The sequence below is a fragment of the Dyella sp. genome, assembly GCF_036568765.1.
Classification (GTDB): Bacteria; Pseudomonadota; Gammaproteobacteria; order Xanthomonadales; family Rhodanobacteraceae; genus GSA-30.
This window is the reverse complement of sequence record NZ_DATCRY010000326.1, coordinates 13,455-33,602: the sequence shown is the minus strand read 5'-3', so window position 1 is coordinate 33,602 and position 20,148 is coordinate 13,455. Positions and strand designations below refer to the sequence as shown.

Genomic DNA, 20,148 nt, shown 5'->3' with positions numbered 1-20,148 from the left:
TCCATCTTCAAGGTGCAACTTATGCGTTTATTTTCCAAAGCTCTACTTTTTTGTTTGGCCGCTTCCGCATCGCTGGCATTCGCCTCATCTGACGGCATCAATGTGACCGTGGACATCCATGGCGATAAGCAGCCAGCCCCATGCGAACAGAATCCGACCATCACGCCTTCGTTACAGATTTGCGCTTTCGAACACGATGGAACACGCGAATATCGTATCGATACCCGCGAGGGTAGCCATATTCGTCTGGCCGTGGTGGATGGCGATGTCGAGGTGCTATCCACCGGTCGCGATGCTGTGCGCGTCGCACTGACCGACTCCGCCACTTACCCTGACGGCATCGCTACTGTGCTTTATCGGGATGCCGCTCTGGAAATCGATTCGCTGGTCGACGCAAAAAATCGAGTGACCTGGCTTGTTCGCCCCGTCACACCTGTTGAATCGGGCATATCGAATGGCAAATGCACCGGCGCGGGCTGCAGCGTCAACGGTTATGCATCGCCGATGACAGGCGGGAAGTGCAGCGGCGCGGGTTGCAGCGTCAATAGTTACACGTCGCCCATGACGGATGGGAAGTGCACCGGCGCGGGTTGCAGCGTCAATGGCTATGCATTGCCTTTGGTCGGTGGCAAGTGCACTGCGGCCGGCTGCAGCGTCAATAGCGACAAATAAATGGATGCCGCCGGACCGTCATGACTGTCCGGCCTGGTCTAACTACGTTCTGTTCTGTCGAAAACCCCGGGTTCAGCCGGTCCGGCCGTCCGGCTTCCCGGGGTACTTCTCCAGAACAGACCGAGAACAGTAAACCAACAAGGAGCGTCACCTCATGCGCCACACTCGTCGCCTGGCTTGCGCCATCTCCGCCGCGTTGCTTTTCAGCTCCGCCGCCTCCGCCGCTCAGTTCGATCAAGTTGTCGTCTTTGGCGACAGCCTGAGCGACGCTGGCAACATCTCGTTGACCATGTCGCCGGATACGAATCCGCCGCAGCGCTTTACCACCAATCCTGGACTGACTGCCGCGGAAGTTCTGGCAGCCAAACTGGGCATGCCGATTCAACCTTCGCTATTGGGCGGTACCGATTTCGCCTTCGGCGGTGCCGGGCTGAACAACAACGCACTGCCCGGATCGACCATCCCGACCATGCCGGAACAGGTGCAGATGTACCTCACTGCTATCGGTGGCAAGGCCAATCCACACGCTTTGTACCAGGTCTGGGGCGGTGCCAACGACATCTTCTATCTGCAGGAGAATTCCGCCGATCCGAATGCGATTGCCGCCGGGACCGTCGCCGCAGCGACCACCGAGGTAAAGCTATTGGGCGCACTCAGGGCCGCTGGCGCCAAGTATGTCGTGGTCTACAACCTGCCTGACCTCGGCAAGACACCGGACAGCATCGCCGAGGGACCGATCGCACAAGCCGGAGGTACTCAGCTCGCGCTCGCCTTCAACGGCGTGCTCAACGCTGGAATCGCGCAGTTGAGCAACGACGGCCTGAATATCATCCCCGTCAACACGTTCGCTCTGCTCCGTGAAGTGACCGCCAATCCGGCAGCTTATGGCTTCACGAATGTTACGGATGCCGCTTGCGGCGCCGATGCGATGGCCGTGATGTGCGGACCGGCCGGCTCAGATATGCCGTTTACCTATCCGCAGGGTGCCGACCAGACCTATCTGTTCGCCGATGGCGTGCATCCGAGCACGGCAACGAACGCGATGCTCGGCCAATACGTTGCATCGTTGATCCGCGCACCTGGCCAGATGTCACTGCTGGCCGAAGCGCCTCTTGCGGCGAATCAGGCGCAGAATCGCGCCGTGCGCAACCAGATGCTGGCAGACGAGGCCGGTGCCGACACACGCTTCTTCGCGAATGCCGATTACTCGCACCAGCGTTTCAACGCGCAAGACCTGACGCCCAGAACCGCGTCGAACAACGTCGACCTGACCGTAGGCGCGGATGCCAAGGTCAGCGACAACATTTCGCTTGGCGTTGCGGTCGGTATCGGCCAGCACAACGGAAGCTTCGCCGGTGGCGGTGGCTACACGTTGCGAGACCTCGGCGGCATGGGCTACGCGACGTACTATGCCAGCGGCACATACGTCGGCGGCTATGTCAACTTTGCTCAATCGAATTTCTCCGATATCGACCGTCGCATCCAGCTAGGCCCGAATGTGCGCAGCGAGACCGGCAGGGACGATGGCTCACGCGCTGGCGGCGGCCTTACCGGCGGATACTGGTTCAACTTCACTAGCCTGCGCACGGGTCCCTTCGCCAATATCGATTGGCAGAAGATCAAACTCGATAGCTTTATCGAGAACGGCCAGGACAGCACCGCGATGACCTTTGGTAGCCAGCGCCGCACCTCCCTCATCTCGACTCTCGGCTGGCGTCTGCAAGGCCACTGGACGGCGGGCAAGATCACCTGGTCGCCTTACGCTGAAATGGCCTGGAATCACGATAGCAAGGCCAACCCGCGCATGGTCACTGCCGGCGTCGTCAGTATGCCGGGCACCTTCTCGATGGTCGGCTATGCACCGGACAGGAACTGGGGCTCGGCCGATATCGGTCTGAGCGCGGAGTTCTCGAAGCGCTTGAGTGCGTGGATAGGCTATAGCGGCCGATTCAAGGACGATAGCCAGAGATACAACAGCGCGAACCTGGGCATGCGTTACGCTTTCTGATACGGAAACCCGGGCCATTCCACAGGGACGGAACACTGTCCCTGTGGATACAAACAAGTCGGATCAGGCACCGGAAAAATAAGCAAACTCTTCTAATGGGAGGATGGCGTCTTTATAGCGAACATCCTCCCAAAAGAGACGCCAATGCCGTACAACGCCGTCGGCCAGAGAGAGGCCGGGCAAGGGTGCTGTCGATTCGGCAACTAAATAAGCCAGATCTCCGCTGGAGCTGGCTGGATCGGATAGGTCGACAGGCTCCCAGGCGCCGGAACATGGCACTTTTTGTCCAACGGCGATAGTCACCGCATTATCCCCGAGGGTGTCAATGAGCAGATCGGCGTATATCGCCAAGCGCCCGCGATCCGGCACAAGCCTGTCCAGGAAGACAAGGGTTTCAGGTTTTTGCACCGACGCGGTAGATGAGCATTCGCCCCACGCACGCACAAGTCGCGTCAAAGCGTGGTTGAACTCGCTCCAGTAGGGCACGCCATCGACATTTACCTTGACTTTGCGCTTGGCGAACAATCCCGACCGCCGGGACCACCGACGTATGGGGGCACTGGCCTGGGCAAAGTCGCCATACGGGTACATGAAACCACGTTTGTCACCTCGCCGCAGACGACCCACTCCCTCTTCACAGCACATCAAGCCATGCTGAATTTCCAACCAGTCGGACTCTCCGAGCGTTTTGGCATCGGTAGTCGCCTCCGCCATCTTCTCCGTAATCGCAGCCCAGATTCGATAGTGAGCCAATATCCTGTTCCAAGTGGTAAAGGAACTTATTTGCTTGAGCCAGCGAAGGGTCTGTGCTCGTTGCAAATCGCGCGAGGAAATCTGCGGCATAGGGTGGGCATTCATGAATTATCTCCATGCCCGGCTTGACGCGCGCCTACGGCATGTTCACGCATGGGAGTCCATGAAGCGTACTAGCGACTTGCTCACGCCGCCGGAATGATTCGTCTCATTTTTCTCGATTTGCGAGCGCGCAGCGGCCTGAGGTTCGGCTTGTTTGCCCCGAGTCGTTGGCAACGATGGGTGTTACGTGACGTGACGGTTTCCCCCTCACCCCAACCCTCTCCCCCGGCAAAGCCAGGGGAGAGGGAGCCTGACCGAGGTAAGCCTCGACACTTCGCATTTGCGTAGCCTGCTCCTTCCCGCCAGGAATCACCCGTCCCAGCCCCGCATGCAGGGAGGGAGCGGCGACTGTGACTGTTCAAAGGCATGACGCCTTACTCACTCATGCATGGTCACGACCGTTGCTCTTCCCCCCGACGACGTCAAGGGAGGGGAAGCCTGATTGAAGAGATGCGAAAGCAAAGCTGAAAAGGCGGGCGCGATTTTCGGCTCATCGTGGAGCAGCCAGCCGACATAGCAGCGATCGCGAACAAAACCAGCTTCTTCATGGAACAACATCATTGAATGAATTATCGACACCGAATCGCGTCACTCGCTGTGACGCGATTGCCTCCATGGCGAGCATTCACATAATCGACTGTCAAAACGTGCTTGCAAGCTATTGGCGGCGCGCGCATAACCGCACAGCTAAACATATCGTCACATGCGCGGGAATCAGTTCCTTCCCCAACGATCGTCAAGCCAGCTCTTTACTTCCTGAATCGTCGGACGCGCACCTCTCAGTCCATTCGCCTCAAAGTGTCGAAGTGTCGCGTGCCGCGTGCAGGCACTAAGGCTTTTGTCGGCGAGCAGCGTATCGAGCACGGTCAAGTATTCCAGATTCGGAAGCCGGCCGATAAAAGCCAAGGAAAGAAGCATCTTGCACCCTTCAATGGTCAAGGATTGCAAAGATTCGACGCAGCCCAGCGGACTCAGATCGATGACACCACGGGCGTTCTTGAACTCGACCTCACGCAGGCGCCGTAGCGATTCGATGCTGCCGATGTCCTTGAGCCTAGACGCGTGTGCCAGCCTCAGCGACTCGAGATCCTTCGCGGTCTCTATACCTTGCAATGTCGATATCGTCGGCTGGATCAGCGTCAGATCGCGGATATAGCGTAGAGGCAATTCCGCGAGGTCCTTTGCGTAATAAGCAGACAAACGCAGGCTCCGCAGCGTAGCGACGCTTTCGAGGCCCTGCCATGCCCGAGACCATACACCGCCAATTCGCTCGAGCCGTCGCATGCCCGTGAAATTGAAAGCGACTGCTCCTGTAAAGCTGATCTGATGGAGCCAGGTCAACTTGGAAAGACGTTGCACATTCGCCAGCTCATGCGGCCACACATGAATACGCTTGACCTGATCGACTCCAACACAGTCGACGATCTGCTTTACCGCATCCACGCCAGGCAGGGCTTTGACTTCCAGCGTGAACTGCTCCCCCGGCCGTTGCACGATGTAATCGACGCAAGCCTGGTAATTGGCACCGGCCGCAGCAACGAAATAGCCATCGCGTGCCTTTGTCACTCTCACGCCGCCTATGCCATCGCTCCCCATGACTTCGGCCGCCACGGCCTCCTTGCGATGGATCCATACATTTGCCATGTGTCCTGCTCCTTGAATGGCGTTGTGCATCCTGAAAAACGACCGCCTCCCGACGCGGCCACGCTTGTTCCATCGATGCTCCACATTGCGTTTCCCCATGGCGCGGCGAAAAACGATAAGCAATGCAGGCTTTTTCGCTGCGATTTCGTGATCCGATCACATGGAGACTTGTACGCATAAGCGAAGATACATTGCATATCTTACGGCGAACACCCAGGACATTTCATTTATTCGATCAGCACATAAATTCATCGTTAGACCGATTTTTTTGCATAATTAGATGAAAGCCACTAGCGATGTCGTCTGCGACGCATACGTCAGAATGGACGTTGAAGCACCTAAGCAAGGTCGGTGCGCCCGACTCCAGCTTTTCACGCGCAACAAAACGGTCAGCTCAAGCAGCCGATATACAAAAAGGCCGAGGGTTGCCCCTCGGCCTTTTAACTTTGCAGCAGACCTGACGGTTAGTTCGATTCGGTGAACTGGATCGACGGTGTGGAGCCGCCTGCCGTGCTGCAGCTACCCAGGTTGAGGTTGTTGGTTTCACCGGTGGTACCTGCATTGGAGGCGCAGGTCGGCGCTGAGGTGCTGCCATTGTTGACGGCAACTTTTACGGTGATCGAAGAGCCGGAGTTGAACTGGGCCTTGGAGCCGCCGGCATTGCCGACGACGTTGAACTCCGACTGGTCCCATACGCTCGCCAGCCGCAGAATCGTGTCGCTGGCACTGACGCTGTAGGCATGCGTGCCATTGGTAAAGGTCACAGTGTCGTTGCCGCCAGAGACAACGGTGCCGGACAGCTTCAGGTTGGCCAGCTGGGTAGCCGGCACATCGGGCGCAGTGGCGATATTGCTGTTGCGATAGCAGTCGCCGGCGCCGTCGCTACCAAAACCGCTCGGACAGCTGCTGCCGCCGTAGCCGATCAACCAGTACTGCATGAAGACCGCGCCCTGCCCATTGACGGCATAGTCGGGGGCGTAGATGAACTGCTGCCAGACTGTGCAACCGGAATGGCCATTGCAAGACGCTGTAGTGCCATCGAAGTTGGAGTTGATCTGCAGCGAGTACTCGTTAGGGCCAAGGATACCGCCGCCGCCGAAAGCGGACACGCCGACGCCCTTCTCGGATGTCACACCTGTCACCGTCGGGAAGGTGCCCGTCGTGCTGCTGATCAGGCTGGACGAGGAGAGTGCGTAATCATGGCCGTTGCCCACGGTCTCCGAACCGCCGGCGCTGGCGGCATGCAGGCTCAGCGAGCGGATGCGCGGAATCGGATGGACGCGGGCCGGCGCCGGGTTGCAGGCGACCTGCTTCCACATGGTGCTGGGATATTCGGCCTGGAAGCAGCCTTCCGACGGAGCGGAAAGATGCGACATGGTCTCGCGCCAATCCGCACGCACTTGCAGCTCCGTCTGATCGACCAGCGATTCGTCGCCTTGCGCGGCGAACGCAGACGGCAGCCACGCCGCGCCGGTCATGCTGGCCAGCACGGCAATCTGCAGCAGGCGGAACGCTTTACGGTTCATCTTAGCTTGCATACTTCCTCCCAATCAGTAAGTTTTTGGCCGAAGGACAATCCCAAGGCCGTTACTTCCCCACAAAAAGAGGCAACACTCGCCCGAGACCCGCAGCCAGAGCATTAACTTGGCTAATTCGGGCCGCAGGCGGCCGAGCCGATTAACTCGGTTCGCAATTAATTGCGATTTCGTCTGGCTGGATAATTCCCAGCGGCGCGATGAGCGCGAATCCGCATTCGAAATGAAACCCCTCCGGGAATCGAATGCTCGAAGTATCCTCGTGCGTCGGCACTCGCCGATTGTGCTCGCCCAAAAACCCTATTTTTGTGACGCGCAACCGCCTTTATGCCTCGATGTCATATACGGAATGGAAACCCTCCTCCGTATACGTTTTGAATACATGCCTTATGCGTAATCCTTGCCGCCCTTCAAAATCGTCAATTAGGCATACCGCCTTATTCGATTTAATAAGCGTATATAAAATCCGACCGGTTGTTTATAGGAATATGTCCAATAACGCTTAACCGTCACCCCGATACGCCAGACATGCATGGCCCGAACTCTACCGCGCCCGATGCCCACTCAGCTCATGCCCGGCGTCCCGGGCAAAGGCCAGATGCCAACGCGTCGAGCTGAGCGAGATCAGGGTCACGATCAGGAAGGCGACGGAGAAATCCCTGAGCAGGGGTTGCGCATGCCCGCCAGCAGCCATAGCCGATTTGAGAATCAACGCGCCGGCGCAGACACCGACCGATAGCATCAGCTGCTGCAGGGTGGTGTAGAAACTGTTGGCGGCGCTGACGCGCGAGCTGGGTACGGCTTCGTAGGCAATGGTGTTATAGGCGGCGAACTGGAACGACATGAAGGCACCGCAGCAGAACAGCAACGCGAACATCAGCCACACCGGCCAGTCGCGTCGGAAGAAGGCGCAGACGGCGTAGCCGAGGCTGGATAGCACACCGTTGTAGATCATCCCGTTGCGGAAGCCGACCCTGCGCAGCAATCGTGGCGTGAAGCTGCGCGTGACGATCGCCCCCAGGGTGGTGGCCAGGATCAGCTGGCCGCTACGCACCGCCGACCAGCCGAAGCCGATCTGGAACATCAGCGGCAACAGGAACGGCTGGGCGCCTTGGGTAATGCGCATCAACGAACCGCCGATCACCGACAGACGAAAGGTTTCGATCTTGAGCAGGGACAGGTCGAGCAACGGTTGCTCGTGGCGCCTGGCATGCCACAGGTAGCTGGCGCTGGCGCCCAGGCCGATGAGCAGCAACAGCGGCGCCTGCGGCGGCACCGCGCTCTGGCCGACCATCTCGAAGCCGAAGAGCAGGCAGCCCAGCCCGACGCCGCAGAGCGCGAAGCCCAGGAAGTCGAAACGCGCTGGCGCGCCTTCGCTGGGGATATCCGGGATTAGCTTGCTCACCAGCACGAAACCGAGCATGCCGATCGGTACGTTGATGTAGAAGATCCAGCGCCAGTCCAGGTAGGTGACGATGAAGCCACCCAGCGGAGGACCGATCAGCGGACCGAGGAACGCCGGCACCAGGGTCCAGGACATCGCCGATACCAGGTTCCGGCGATCGACGGTGCGCAGCAGGATCAAGCGTCCGATCGGCGCCATCATCGCGCCGCCCGCACCCTGCAGCAGGCGCGCGCCGACCATCAGCGGCAGGCTGCTCGTCCAGGCACAGAGGATCGAGCCGGCGACAAAAACGGCGATTGCTGCGCTGAACACGCGTCGCGCGCCGAAACGATCGGCCATCGCACCGCTGGCCGGGATGAAAATCGCCAGCATCAGCAGATATGAGGTGATCGCCACGCTCATGGCGGGTGCGGCGACACCGAAGTCGTGCGCCATGGTCGGCAACGCAGTGGCCAGCACCGTCGCATCCAACTGCTCCATGAAGATGGAGCAGGCCACAATCAGGGAGATAACGCGGTAATCGGTGCCGGACAGGGCTTGCCGGTCGCGACCGGCCTCGTCGCTAGGCACGTTCATGCAGCGATCCAAAGGAAGCGGCGGGTGCGGTTGGGGGCGTTCACGGGGAGCTGGGGGGACGGCTTGTGGTGCGTAGGATAAAGCAAGCCGGGCCGATTATCGCGGAGGGGAACTCTAAGAACCTCAGTTTCCATCGTCGCCTGGCGAGGCTCGGAAGGAGCATGCTACGGCGCAAGACGCTGGATCCTGGCATCCGCCGGGACGGCGAGCAGGAAAGGTTTCTTGGGATCTTGTTTGTCCGAGACGGCGAATCAGCGCCCGGCATCGATTACAGCGCGCATTCGCGCGATGTCCATAGGCTTGGCCCCGCATTGCCTGGCCAGATCCTGCCAGCCGCCGACAGCCTGCCGGACTTCGTCGACGATGGCGGCAACAGCGCTTTTCTTAAGCCGATAGTAGTCAGCCGTCTTGATCAGCAACGCCGAGTCCGGCGAGGGATTGCCCTCATCGATGGCCAGGACATGCTCTTGCTTGGCTGGGTTGGGGTTGATGTCGAAGGCTGGCGACAGCCGCCAGCCACCGGCGTCGCGAAGAAAGCCGTGGTTGCGCAAGTGGTCGTCGCGATTGCCGATCAGGATGTTGAACAGCACGCGCCGAAACAACTGCTCCAGCTCGGCGGCGATATAGGTCGGCGCCCCGACCTCTTCGATCAGGAGCACGATGTCCAGATAGCTGTGCGGGGTTTCGCTGTCGGTCGCCAGCAGGGTCATGGCCGACGCATAGGTACGGCGACTCTGACCCAGGCGATCGAAGCGGGATACAGCAAAGGTGTGGCCGCGATCGGAGAACTTCTTCCGCGTCGCCACGGGCATATGAATGCCCGCTGCGATCGCCAGCTTATAGGCGAGAAATTCCCATAAGCCAACATCGTAATCGTCATGGTTCGACGGGAATTTGGCGATCCAAAGACTGCCATCGGATTCGCGCATATTCGCTTTGGGTCGAGCGCCGCCCAGTGAAGCGCCTGGCGCGATAAGCTGTTTGACCCAGGCAATGCGCTCGGGCGTGTCGGCCTCTTCGTCGCGCTCGATCATGTCGACGATAGCCTCGAGCTCGCGCATCGACGTGACCGGTGGCGCATCCAGCGCGGCATGGCTCACATAGCGCACGGATGCCGGATCGAGCAGGCGCAGCGCACCCATGCGACCCTCATCGGCCACGCCGGTCAGATAATCCCAGTCGGTGAGCGCACGAGGTACGCGTCCTTCGGCGGCCGCATCCATGATTTCGCGTCGATCCATGAGCTTGCGCCCCCAGCGATCGGGGGAGCAATCCTGGAAGATACCGGCGAGCGTCTGTGTTCCCGCATGGGCGTGATGTCTGCCGCGGCCCAAAGGCAGGTCGGGATCCAGTTGGAAGGTCTCGATGGGCCCCGCCCGATCGAGCCAGGCATCGGCATACTCGAAACTCAGCGTCGCTCGCCCCTTGTTGACGGCGCGATCCAACCGGCCAACGACGGCGCTCCCTCCCAGAGTCGCATCGTCAAGCCAGACATCGAGCGTGTTCATGGCTCGTCACCGGGCTTGCCGGATGGTTGGCGCGATGGGGATTTCCGGCGTGGCGCGCGCACCCGCTTGTTGTCCTGCAGTTCGTGACCCAAGGCATCGTTCACCGCGATCGCATCGATATCGGCACCAAGGCCCAGTACGGTCAGGACGCGCAGCATGATGGCCAGGCTCGTGCTGGGATCGCCATTTTCCAGCTTGGCGATCGTCGGCGCGGAGACCCCCACGCGCTCGGCCAGGATGTCCTGGCTCATGTCGCGCCGCAACCGCGCCGCCCGCAGACGCTCACCGAGCGCAGCCATCTGGCGCCGTGCTTGTGGATGCGTCGGGGGTACTCGCCTAGCCATGACGGATGATAACCATAAATAAGCTTTGCCTTATCCTAAATAAGGGTGGTTTTATTTACAATTAATAACGGTAACCCGTTCACCATTCAGACAGCCGCCCCGTCTGTGGCAAGCCGGCGCTGCTCAGGCAAAGCTTCACGCCCCACGGCGTATCAAGGTGATCTTGCCATTGGGCTCCAGCCGCGCAATCGCCACCTCTCGCTCGTCCTCCAGCCCATGGGCATGTAACTCGCGATTGAACTCCGAGTCGGAGACACCGTATTTGCGCAAGGCCCTTCGATCTCGCTTGCCATCGCGGGCGAGTACCGCCGGATAGCCTTCGACGAAGCGATTGAAGGCCGGCCAATGCGCAGAGAGCCAGCCGATCAGGCGGTTGGTCAGGATAATGCTGGCCACCGCGATCATCGGACCGACAAACGATGCATCGCTGCCCAGGATGGCCGTACGCAGGACGCCACCCACAATGATCAGCACGATGATGTCGAATGGCGACATGTCACCGAAGGAACGCCGCCCTGCCAGTCGCAGCAGCACCAGCACGGCCACGTAGGCCGCGACACCGCGCCAAACGAAGTGCCACCAAGGCATGGACATATCCAATGCGCTTTCCATAAGAATCCTCCCGTAGTCGGCGCCTCCCTGGCCGATAGATAAAAGCGGACTTGCGAGTTAACACGCCTTCCGTCGCGACCGCGTCACCTTGCGGCCATGTTCATTAGACGGACATGCTCGACCGGTGACACTGCCCTTTTTTACAACGATGGAAACGATTGTGCCTCTCGCCGCCGCGCACCGACGCATGACACCCCGTGCGCTACGACATCTGGTGTTGCTGGCCGCTTGCATTCTGCCTTGGCCCGCACACGCACGAGCCAAACCACAGGAGCCGGCGCATCGATTATCGATCGCCATCAAAAGCGACCGCCTGACGCTGGCCGTGGCGAAGGCAACACAGGTCTATCTGGCTGGCACCATCGATGCCGATGCGCCGCAGCAATTTGCGGCACTCGTAAAAGCGGGAAAGATTCCACGCGGTTCGGATGTCTATCTGGATGCCGGCGGGACCGATATCGATGCAGGACAGGCACTCGGCCGGTTGCTGCGCACGGGAGAAATGGTGACGCACTTGGGCGCAGCGCACCGACCGGGCGCCGCTCCCCGGGCGGCGCTTTGTACGGGTGCCTGCGCCTACGCCTATCTGGGCGGGCTTTATCGATGGTCTCCCGCAGGTTCCGACCGCTTCGGGCTGCGCGGACCGGAAATCGCGGCGATGAAGGCGGATTCCCATTCGTCCGCGGCGACCTATCTCAAGGCCATGGATATCGAGACGACCGGGCTGGAAGGATTGCCGACGCCCCCAGCCGATGACTTTGCCTGGATCGACACGGATCGCCTGCTGGCCTGGGGCTGGTCCAACAACGGGCGGCTACCTCTGCATGCGAACTACACGCCGTCGGCCGCACCCATGCTGACCTTCACCCAGATCGTCCGCGGAGGCAGCAACAAGCTCACCGTAAGCTGCGCTGCCGACGGCATTACGCTGACCGCGTATTACCTGGTTGGCAGCGAACGGGCCACTCAGCTGATCGGACGCGCGAACCGCGCCTACTTTGAGATCAACCAGCAAGAAGTCATGCCGCAACTGACCGGGCTGGCGCATACGATCAACGACGCCGTGGTATTCAGCCGTGAACTTTCGTTGCAGCAGTTGGGCAGCCTGCTGACCACTTATTCCACCGGCGCCTGGATCAAGGACCGCGCTGGCGCGGTGCGTTATGGCTTCACCATGGGACCGGCGCGCGTCCGCGCAAGCTTTCCTACCTACTACGCCGATTGCCGGAGCGCGCTGCAACGCGCCGGCCGCCCGCTCCAATAATGCCCCTCGTCAGCGCATCACCAGTGAAACATCGCTGCGATCGTCTTGCTCGAGCAGAAGCACCTTGCCATCGCGCTTGATCAGCTTATCCGTGCGCTGCCCGCTGACGTGCATGCGACCGATATCGAGCTGATAAGTCACATCGATCGTCGCCGCGCGATGATCGGGCGCGAAGATGACGCGGTTCTGCTGGTTGCTGTAACTCACGTTCGGCGCCGTATGTGCCGCTTGCGCCGCCTGCCGCAATATCGCAACGGCCCGGTGCATGTCTTCGCAGAACTTCGCCTTGTCCAAACTCTGTTTGACCGCTTCGCCGCGAATGGTGCTTATCGAGGTTCCGTGGAAATCGTCGGCAACCAACGCGCAAGATGCTTCGGCATCCAGATCGACCGTCGATTTGGCATCCAGGACGTAGAAATCGGCGATGGCGCCATCGCTCAGGCGCCGCGAGTACATATAGCCCCACATCGCCAGGACGATAAGTCCGGCGCCCAGCAAATAGATCCGCATAGCTGTCCCCCTGGCGAACGTCACTGTCCGCTCAAGGCATGCTCGCGCACGGCCTTAATGTGGTCAATACGACAGTTGGATGGTTTTCCGTGCCGCAATGAGCGAAAAATGAAAGTCAGCCTCCCGAGTTCGAACTAACACTCAGGTCCGCCACTTACGAAGGGCCGACGCGCCTATCCGGCCGGCGATCTGGACAGGCTGTCGACTGTCCGCCTGCCCGGCCGACATTGTCCGCGGACGCCGGACCATTCAGTGCCAGCGTGACAGAAATGGCTTGGGAATGCGTGTTTCCCGCCCTCTTCGTAGTTGGCACGACCTTTGCGATCTATACAGCAAACCCCTCAAAACTCACGGAGAACCAACATGAAATTCGAGAGCCTGCTGCTGCGTAGCCTGTTCACCCTCTGCTCGCTGACCTGCTTGCTGGCCTTGGGGTCGATGCTGGTTTGAGCTGTCGATCCGGCGATCTCCGGTTCGTCGTAGAGTTGAGCGCCAGACACAGCGGCGCCCAACGAATGTCGACCCCTTCCATTCATGGAGATCGCTTATGGCTTCCCATTCCGACTTGGTTCCCGCGGCCGAGCTTGCCAGCCGCGGCAGCATGAGATTCCCCAACGAGAGCGATAGCTATCGCCGCGCGCGCACCGCTTTGCTGGCCGAGGAAATCGAGCTCAGGCGGCATATCGAACGCGTTGCGGAAATGCGCCGCGCACTGCCGGCCGGTGGCGAAGTCATCGGCGATTACCGTTTTGAAGGCGAACAGGGCTCGGTGGATTTGGCCGGACTGTTCGGCGACAAGCAGACGCTGGTGGTTTATAGCTTTATGTTCGGCCCGCAGCGAGAGCGCCCCTGTCCGATGTGCACATCGCTGCTTGGCGCATGGAACGGCGAGGCACGCGACATCATGCAGCGCGTAGCCTTTGCTGTCGTCGCGCGTTCGCCGCTGGACCGGTTGCTGGCCTTCAAGCGCGAGCGCGGCTGGCGCGACCTGCCGCTGTACTCCGATCTCAACGGCAACTACAGCCGCGATTACTACGGCATGGCCGAGGACGGCAGCGATATTCCCGCGTTCATTGTCTTTACGCGCCGCGACGGCCACATCCGGCTGTTCTGGGCGGGAGAGATGGACGGCAACACCATGGATCCTGGGCAGGATCCCCGTGGCGCACCCGATCTCATGCCCCTCTGGACCATCCTGGATGCCACGCCCGAAGGGCGCGATCCGCATTGGTATCCGAAGCTGGATTACCCATCGTGAGCGGTTGGCCGGGCGCCTTTAGCCCGGCATCCCACCGGCCTCGTGCAGGCGCTGAATCGCTTCGAGCAGTTCGTCGGAGCGATACGGTTTGAGCAGGAAGATATCGTAGCCATCGGGCCCCGTTCCCACGCGGTTTTCCGCCACAGCGCTGCACATGACGATGGGCCGCGCGAATCCACTGGCGCGCAGAGCCATGGCCATCTCCAGACCGCTCATCACGGGCATCATCAAGTCGGTGACGACCAACTCAGGCTGCTCTTGCATGGCGATCTCATAACCTTGCCGCCCATCGCCGGCCACGGTGACATGATGGCCTGCCGCCTCCAGCAGCGTTGCCACAACCATGGCGACGTCCGGATCGTCCTCGACTAGCAAGATACGCAGCATTGGCGTTTATTCCGCGCGGCCGAAAGCTTGCAGCCGCTCATCCACCGTCAGGACAAAGCCACGGTTGCCGATATGAAACTGACGCGTATACGGGTCGAAATCACCGCTACGCATCTTGACGATCGAAAGATAGCGCCGCGCCGCCTGATCGTGGCGTGACAGGTTCAGCAGCAAGACGTTATCGATCATGGCCGACAACTCATCGCTGGGCATGCTTGCCTCGAAGCCCAGTTCGCGGATCTCCAGCGCGTAGAGCACGGTAGCGCCCATGTCGCGCAACTGATGGCTAAGCGCATTGACGATGTATGGCAGGCGCTCGCGATCGTTCAGGCCATCGCGAAGCGCCGCCAACCCATCGACGAAGACGCGCCGTGCGCCGATGACACGGGCGCGGTGAACGATCTCGTGCACCACTTCATCGGGAAGGATTTCCGCCGGCGGCCACCAGATCAGCTCCAACGCACCGCTGTCGATCATGCCATCGAGATCGAAACCCAGGCCGCGCGCCCTGACCCGGAGACGAGCGGGTGTTTCGTAGAAGCCGAACATCAGCGCAGGCGCTTGCGGTGTCGCCTCCGAGAGAAAATGCAGGCCCAGCGTGGTCTTGCCGGAGCCGGTCGGTCCCAGTACCAAGGTGGCAGACTCGCTTGGCAGCCCGCCTCCAATCAAAGCGTCCAGATCCGGCAGACCGCTGCCCAGGCTGCCAGCAGAATGCGCTGCGGACGGGGTCGCCGGTACGCAACTCTCTGCACGCGGGAAGACCGTAATGCCCTTTTCGCTGATACGAAAGCTGTGCTTGCCGCCGATAATGGCCGCACCGCGCTGCTTGCGCACTTGAATGTGCTGGACGGCGCGATAACCGACTGTCTCGTTGCTCATCTCGATCCAGCCATCGACCATCGTGTGCTCGGGACTGGTCGCCAGGCGCGCCTGATGGGTAAGCATGACCAGCACGGCGCCGGCCGCCGTGGCCACACCCTGCAGGCCATGGATGAAGGCACGGAATTCGTGCTCCGAAGCTACAGACTGCGCCACGAACGTGCCGTCAAGCACCATCGCAGTGGCCTGGTGGCGCTTGAGTTCGTGCTGAATGAGTTTGCTCAGCCCCAGCAAACCCTCGCGCTCGAGCACGCCATAGCCGCTCACATACTGCAGGCGTCCCGGCACGACGTCTTCGTCGAAGAACGCCATCTGCCGAACGTAGGCAAGCATCCGATCGCTCGATTCGGCCAGCAGGGACATATATAACGCGCGACCGCCGTTGCGCACATGCGCATAGCAGAACTGATTGGCCAGGATCGTTTTGCCGGCGCCTGGCGGGCCTTGCACGATGTAGGCCGAACCGCGTCGGAAACCGCCATCGGTCAGTCGGTCCAATCCTTCGATGCCGGTGGAGAGTTTTTCGGTCACAACGTATTCTCCAGCCGGCTTGGGAAGCCCAGGATGATAAGTGGCTGGATGGATGCGCCACAACCGAAAGGCGGGCGCGACGCCATGCTGCTGACTGACTTCTAGCAGGCTGAAGATGGCGGAAAGGTGAAACGATGCGCGGAAGGTTTGCAGCCGGTGCCCACCGGCACGCAGTCGCTGCCCGCTTACCCGGCCGAGGGGCCTCCGGCTGCAAGCCTTCCGCGCATCCGCTTGGAGTCAGTCGCTGGGCCTTCGATAAGTTCTATGCGGCGCGGCGATCCACAGCGACGACGACCCGGCATGCTTGTGCGCCAGACAGAGGCATAGATACAACGCCCCCAGCGCGACTCCGCGCCAGATGTTCGCATCGGCCTGGTTGCCGCTCAGCAGTTCGAGCGCGGCGAGCACAAACAGTAGTACCGCAGCGGCCAGACCGATGCCGCGCGCGCTGAACGATGGTTTGTGGAGTATCGTCATGCCGCCATGATGAAGCCGGCAGGCATAAAAAAGCGCGCATGGAATGCGCGGTCAAGCGTATAGATGTCGTAAACGCCAGGCATGGCGGGAGCGGCACGAATAACCGCTCCCGCAGATGCTTATGCGTTGAGCTTGGCGCCGAACATATCCGCCAGCGTCTTCCAGTGACGTGCATCGGCCTCGGTGTTGTAGGCCGGATGATCGGGCACGGCGAAGCCATGCCGCGCGCCGGCATAGGTTTCTACGGTGTGCTCGATGCCGGCCTCGGCCAGCGCCTTCTCGAGCTCGGCCTTCTGCGCATCGGTGAAATGTGCATCTTCGACTGCGCCGGCGACGTAAACGCGCGCGGCGACGCCCTTGAAGAAACGATGCGGACTATCGGACTGATCGGTAACCACGCCGCCGGCATGGAACGAAGCCACGGCAGCGAAGGCATCCTTGTATTCGCCAGCGGCGGTCAGCGCGACGCTTCCGCCCATGCAATAGCCGGTGCTACCGAAGCGCTTGCCCTTCACTTCCGGGCGGCCGGCGAGGAATTCGATGAAGGCCGCGCTGTCGGACACCTTGCGGTCGTGGGAGAGCGTGCCGATCAGGCGCATCAAGTTATCGATCTTCTTTTGATCGGCGAACACCTCGGTCGGCACCATTTGTTCGTAACCGCCTTCGCGGTAGAACAGATCGGGCAGCAGCACCACATAGCCGGTATCGGCCAGTTTCTGCGCCATCTCCCAGAGTGCGGGACGAATGCCCAGGCCATCCATGTAGAAAATCACGCCCGGCCACGGACCGTTGCCGGCAGACGGGGTGAACAGCGAAGCGGGGCAATGGCCGTCGCGGGTCTTGATGACGACGTCGGTGCGGGACATGCGGTATCTCCGAGCGTAGAGGGACTTGAAGGGGGAGATACGCATTATAGATATATGAGGATAGCCTCATACAAGAGCAAGAAGTTGCGGGATTGCCGTGAGGACTTCGCCCATTTGCGGATAGTGACTTTCGGGAGGTGAAAGTCACTGGGTCCCGGCGTTCGCCAGGACGACGAAGGTTCTTTTCGACACAAACTCGATCCCGCCAAGGCTTATCCAGCTGAGATACCGCGCCTACCCGATGCATTCGGCAAGAGGCGAACGCTTGCGACAACCTCGCTACACGAATCTCACTGCACCGGCACCGCGCAATGCAGGCTCGCGCAAATCACCCGCAGCAGCGCCATTTCCGCATCGATCAGTTCGCCGTCCGCACGAATGGTTTTCAACAGGCTCTGAATGAAGATCTCCTTGGCCGGCGGCAACAAGCCATCCAGATCGTCCAGCGCCCGATCCAGCTCTGACTGCCAGGCTGCGGATAAGGGACGCCAGAGCAGCGACGAGCCCGGAAAGGCTTCGGCCATACCCAGCAACCAAGCATGTTTTGCCGCCTGCTCGTTGGCGCCGCCATGGAGAGCGACCACGGCAAGCGTCAGCGCGACGCTTGCCGTGCAAGCTGGCAGCTTCTTCTTGCCATCGATGGGTGCGCTACGCGGATGCACGGCTTCGGATAATTGCATGAGCAGCAGGCGTGCCAGGCAATAGCGATCGAGATCGAGCTCACCGCCGGCTTGCGTTACGCCTTGCAGGGTATCGAGCACCGTTTGCAAGCGACCGGCTGGCAATTGCTTGAGTGCGGGGAACGCGAGCGACAGCAGCGTCATCGGCTGACCGGGCGCCAACCGCCGTGCGTCGTCGACCAGCGCGATGGCAGCGTAACGCACATCGTCACCGAGCGCATCGGCGATACGGCGCTGCTGCGCCTGTGCGGCAGCCGGTACCGGCGACATCAATAGGGCAAACAGCAAGGCCAGCGCCGTTTCGGGCTGATGCGTCGCCTGCACCAGCGCAGCGGACGGGGAAATGGGCATGCTCGCCGGCGCCGATGCTGCTGCCGCCGCACTGAACACGAACGGCAACGGATCGAGCTCGGGCCTGGTTTTGACTTCAGCCGCCGCCTCCCTTGCTGCATCGACTCCCTGCATCGCCTGGAAGATTTTCTCCAGATCTTTTTCACGAAATACTGGATCGAGTTCGCGGATGCGTTCGAGCAATGGCGGGTGCGTCGCGTATAGGCCGCCCAGCCAACTCGGGGCATCGGCATCGCCGAACAACATGTGTGCGACCTCGTGTCGATTGGCCGCTTGTAGCCGCGAGCCATCGCCAAGCGCGGCGATCTTCTTGAGGGCTCCGGCAATACCGCGCGTTTGCCGCGTGAACTGCACCGCTGAAGCATCGGCCAGCGATTCGCGCGAACGCGCGACCGCCGACTGGATCAGTCGCCCGAAGAAGTACCCGATATAGCCGATCGCAAGCAGCGCCAGGCCAAGCATCCAGGCGCGGCCGTCGTTCGAGCCACGCCGGCCGATGCGCAGGTTGCCGATATTGATCAACTGGCGGCCGATGACCGCCAGCGCCATGATGCCGAACAGCAGGCCGATCAGGCGGATATTCAATCGCATGTCGCCATTGAGGATATGGCTGAACTCATGCGCGATCACGCCCTGCAATTCGTCGCGACTCAGGTGATCCAGGCAGCCTTGCGTAACGCAGATGGCCGCATCGGACGCCGAATAGCCCGCGGCAAACGCATTGATGCCAGGCTCTTCTGGCAGCAGGTAGATATCCGGCACCGGCAGGCCGGACGCAATCGCAACCTCCTCGATCACGTTGCGCAACAATCGCAACTGCAGCGTCTGCGTATCCGGAGGCACCGGTACCGCGCCCATGCCTTCGGCGACCGTCTTGCCACCGCCGGACAAGGTAGCGATGCGATAGAGCGCGCAGCCGCCGATCAACAACAACACGGCCATCGAGGTCACGCCGATCAGGCGATAATTACTCCATCCGGCATGCATGAGGCCACGCTCGCCCATACACAGCCACACCAGGGCATCGACCGCAGCCACCGTCGCCAATACGGCTAGGGCGAACAACACCACCATGCGCCGGCTACTGCCGCGCACACGCGCCTGCTGAGCGAAGAAATCCATGCGTTCCCCCACGCAGGCCGCCGGAGGTCGGCGGCCGTGACGCGATTAGCTGAAAGAAACCTTCGGCGCTTCGCGGGCGGCCGGGTTTTCCAGCGCCAGCGGCTCGGCCGGCTGGAAGCTGAAGCTATTGGCGACAAAAGAACCGGGAAATACTTCGCGCCGGTTGTTGTACGTCATGACGGCGTCGTTATAGGCCTGACGCGCAAAGGCGACGCGGTTTTCCGTGGAGGTCAGTTCCTCGGAAAGCTGCATCATCGTCTGGTTGGCCTTCAGGTCCGGATACGATTCGCTCAGGGCAAACAGGCGACCCAGGCTTTGCGTCAGCGTGTTCTCGCTATCGGACAATTGCTGCATCGCCGCCGCATCGCCGGGATTGGCCTTGGCACCGGACAAACCCGTCACCGCCGCATTGCGCGCCCGGATCACCGATTCCAGCGTTTCACGCTCGTGCGCCAGATAGCCCTTGGCCGTTTCCACCAGATTGGGGATCAGATCATGCCGGCGCGTGAGCTGTACATCGATCTGTGCAAATGCGTTCTTGTAGCTGTTTCGCGCGGACACCAGGCCGTTGTAGAGCGACACGACGTAAAACACGATCGCGACGATGATGACCAGAAAAATAATCAATCCCATAAGCCCCCCAACGGCGCCCCGTCGCACCGGA

Annotated in this window: 18 protein-coding genes; 4 read left to right on the top strand and 14 right to left on the bottom strand. The window is 60.8% G+C overall.

Annotated features, from left to right (window positions below):
- Positions 1–102 precede the first annotated feature (102 nt).
- The gene (locus VIM98_RS20535) at positions 103–672 is read left to right on the top strand and encodes a hypothetical protein (protein WP_331994964.1); all 570 of its coding nucleotides are present in this window, start codon (positions 103–105) and stop codon (positions 670–672) included.
- Between the two features lie 154 nt (positions 673–826).
- Entirely contained in the window at positions 827–2,680 is a 1,854-nt protein-coding gene (locus VIM98_RS20530) for an autotransporter domain-containing protein (RefSeq protein ID WP_331994963.1), read from the top strand.
- Between the two features lie 63 nt (positions 2,681–2,743).
- Here the strand turns inward: VIM98_RS20530 and VIM98_RS20525 are convergent, their stop codons facing one another.
- The 7 genes from VIM98_RS20525 to VIM98_RS20495 all read right to left on the bottom strand — a co-directional run bounded on the left by VIM98_RS20525 (position 2,744) and on the right by VIM98_RS20495 (position 11,159).
- Entirely contained in the window at positions 2,744–3,538 is a 795-nt protein-coding gene (locus VIM98_RS20525; RefSeq protein WP_331994962.1) for an Imm71 family immunity protein, read from the bottom strand.
- Positions 3,539–4,249: 711 nt separating this feature from the next.
- On the bottom strand, positions 4,250–5,179 hold the full coding sequence (locus tag VIM98_RS20520) for a hypothetical protein (RefSeq protein ID WP_331994961.1): 930 nt from the start codon (positions 5,177–5,179) through the stop codon (positions 4,250–4,252).
- A gap of 464 nt (positions 5,180–5,643) precedes the next feature.
- Positions 5,644–6,717, bottom strand: coding sequence for a hypothetical protein (locus VIM98_RS20515; RefSeq protein ID WP_331994960.1), 1,074 nt, complete (start codon positions 6,715–6,717; stop codon positions 5,644–5,646).
- 541 nt (positions 6,718–7,258) lie between these two features.
- On the bottom strand, positions 7,259–8,695 hold the full coding sequence (locus VIM98_RS20510) for an MFS transporter (RefSeq protein ID WP_331994959.1): 1,437 nt from the start codon (positions 8,693–8,695) through the stop codon (positions 7,259–7,261).
- A 251-nt stretch (positions 8,696–8,946) separates the two neighbouring features.
- On the bottom strand, positions 8,947–10,203 hold the full coding sequence (locus VIM98_RS20505) for a type II toxin-antitoxin system HipA family toxin (protein WP_331994958.1): 1,257 nt from the start codon (positions 10,201–10,203) through the stop codon (positions 8,947–8,949).
- Positions 10,200–10,502 carry a helix-turn-helix transcriptional regulator gene (locus tag VIM98_RS20500; RefSeq protein ID WP_331994957.1) on the bottom strand — a complete coding sequence of 101 codons (303 nt, stop codon included), beginning with the start codon at positions 10,500–10,502 and terminating at the stop codon, positions 10,200–10,202. Before VIM98_RS20500 ends, VIM98_RS20505 begins: the two co-directional genes overlap by 4 nt.
- A 180-nt stretch (positions 10,503–10,682) precedes the next feature.
- On the bottom strand, positions 10,683–11,159 hold the full coding sequence (locus VIM98_RS20495; protein ID WP_331994956.1) for a DUF421 domain-containing protein: 477 nt from the start codon (positions 11,157–11,159) through the stop codon (positions 10,683–10,685).
- Positions 11,160–11,319: 160 nt separating this feature from the next.
- Between VIM98_RS20495 and VIM98_RS20490 the strand changes: the two genes are divergently transcribed.
- Entirely contained in the window at positions 11,320–12,423 is a 1,104-nt protein-coding gene (locus VIM98_RS20490; protein ID WP_331994955.1) for a hypothetical protein, read from the top strand.
- A 9-nt stretch (positions 12,424–12,432) separates the two neighbouring features.
- On the opposite strand, the gene VIM98_RS20485 is transcribed toward VIM98_RS20490, so the two are convergent.
- Positions 12,433–12,933 (bottom strand): hypothetical protein, encoded by a 501-nt coding sequence (locus VIM98_RS20485; RefSeq protein WP_331994954.1) that lies wholly within the window; start codon positions 12,931–12,933, stop codon positions 12,433–12,435.
- A gap of 547 nt (positions 12,934–13,480) precedes the next feature.
- On the opposite strand from VIM98_RS20485, the gene VIM98_RS20480 reads away from it, so the two are divergent.
- Positions 13,481–14,191, top strand: a complete 711-nt coding sequence (locus VIM98_RS20480; protein WP_331994953.1) for a DUF899 family protein — start codon at positions 13,481–13,483, stop codon at positions 14,189–14,191.
- A gap of 18 nt (positions 14,192–14,209) precedes the next feature.
- Here VIM98_RS20480 and VIM98_RS20475 read toward each other — a convergent pair whose 3' ends face one another.
- The 6 genes from VIM98_RS20475 to VIM98_RS20450 all read right to left on the bottom strand — a co-directional run bounded on the left by VIM98_RS20475 (position 14,210) and on the right by VIM98_RS20450 (position 20,117).
- On the bottom strand, positions 14,210–14,578 hold the full coding sequence (locus VIM98_RS20475; RefSeq protein ID WP_331994952.1) for a response regulator: 369 nt from the start codon (positions 14,576–14,578) through the stop codon (positions 14,210–14,212).
- A gap of 6 nt (positions 14,579–14,584) precedes the next feature.
- Positions 14,585–15,988: an RAD55 family ATPase gene (locus VIM98_RS20470; protein WP_331994951.1), complete on the bottom strand. Its 1,404-nt coding sequence runs from the start codon at positions 15,986–15,988 to the stop codon at positions 14,585–14,587.
- Between the two features lie 237 nt (positions 15,989–16,225).
- Positions 16,226–16,465: a hypothetical protein gene (locus tag VIM98_RS20465; protein WP_331994950.1), complete on the bottom strand. Its 240-nt coding sequence runs from the start codon at positions 16,463–16,465 to the stop codon at positions 16,226–16,228.
- Between the two features lie 119 nt (positions 16,466–16,584).
- Positions 16,585–17,331 carry a dienelactone hydrolase family protein gene (locus tag VIM98_RS20460; protein WP_331994949.1) on the bottom strand — a complete coding sequence of 249 codons (747 nt, stop codon included), beginning with the start codon at positions 17,329–17,331 and terminating at the stop codon, positions 16,585–16,587.
- Positions 17,332–17,621: 290 nt separating this feature from the next.
- Entirely contained in the window at positions 17,622–19,484 is a 1,863-nt protein-coding gene (locus VIM98_RS20455) for a M48 family metallopeptidase (RefSeq protein ID WP_331994948.1), read from the bottom strand.
- Between the two features lie 45 nt (positions 19,485–19,529).
- A complete protein-coding gene (locus VIM98_RS20450) occupies positions 19,530–20,117 on the bottom strand; it encodes a LemA family protein (RefSeq protein ID WP_331994947.1) in 588 nt (195 codons plus the stop codon).
- Positions 20,118–20,148 lie beyond the last annotated feature (31 nt).

Bases quoted from the DNA above. Each gene is read 5' to 3' on its own strand.
- VIM98_RS20485 (WP_331994954.1), bottom strand. From the start codon at position 12,933: ATGCGGATCTATTTGCTGGGCGCCGGACTTATCGTCCTGGCGATGTGG.
- VIM98_RS20450 (WP_331994947.1), bottom strand. From the start codon at position 20,117: ATGGGATTGATTATTTTTCTGGTCATCATCGTCGCGATCGTGTTTTAC.
- VIM98_RS20460 (WP_331994949.1), bottom strand. From the start codon at position 17,331: ATGTCCCGCACCGACGTCGTCATCAAGACCCGCGACGGCCATTGCCCC.
- VIM98_RS20505 (WP_331994958.1), bottom strand. From the start codon at position 10,203: ATGAACACGCTCGATGTCTGGCTTGACGATGCGACTCTGGGAGGGAGC.
- VIM98_RS20510 (WP_331994959.1), bottom strand. From the start codon at position 8,695: ATGAACGTGCCTAGCGACGAGGCCGGTCGCGACCGGCAAGCCCTGTCC.
- VIM98_RS20465 (WP_331994950.1), bottom strand. From the start codon at position 16,465: ATGACGATACTCCACAAACCATCGTTCAGCGCGCGCGGCATCGGTCTG.
- VIM98_RS20455 (WP_331994948.1), bottom strand. From the start codon at position 19,484: ATGGATTTCTTCGCTCAGCAGGCGCGTGTGCGCGGCAGTAGCCGGCGC.
- VIM98_RS20475 (WP_331994952.1), bottom strand. From the start codon at position 14,578: ATGCTGCGTATCTTGCTAGTCGAGGACGATCCGGACGTCGCCATGGTT.
- VIM98_RS20515 (WP_331994960.1), bottom strand. From the start codon at position 6,717: ATGCAAGCTAAGATGAACCGTAAAGCGTTCCGCCTGCTGCAGATTGCC.
- VIM98_RS20520 (WP_331994961.1), bottom strand. From the start codon at position 5,179: ATGGCAAATGTATGGATCCATCGCAAGGAGGCCGTGGCGGCCGAAGTC.
- VIM98_RS20495 (WP_331994956.1), bottom strand. From the start codon at position 11,159: ATGGAAAGCGCATTGGATATGTCCATGCCTTGGTGGCACTTCGTTTGG.
- VIM98_RS20500 (WP_331994957.1), bottom strand. From the start codon at position 10,502: ATGGCTGCGCTCGGTGAGCGTCTGCGGGCGGCGCGGTTGCGGCGCGAC.
- VIM98_RS20530 (WP_331994963.1), top strand. From the start codon at position 827: ATGCGCCACACTCGTCGCCTGGCTTGCGCCATCTCCGCCGCGTTGCTT.
- VIM98_RS20525 (WP_331994962.1), bottom strand. From the start codon at position 3,538: ATGAATGCCCACCCTATGCCGCAGATTTCCTCGCGCGATTTGCAACGA.
- VIM98_RS20480 (WP_331994953.1), top strand. From the start codon at position 13,481: ATGGCTTCCCATTCCGACTTGGTTCCCGCGGCCGAGCTTGCCAGCCGC.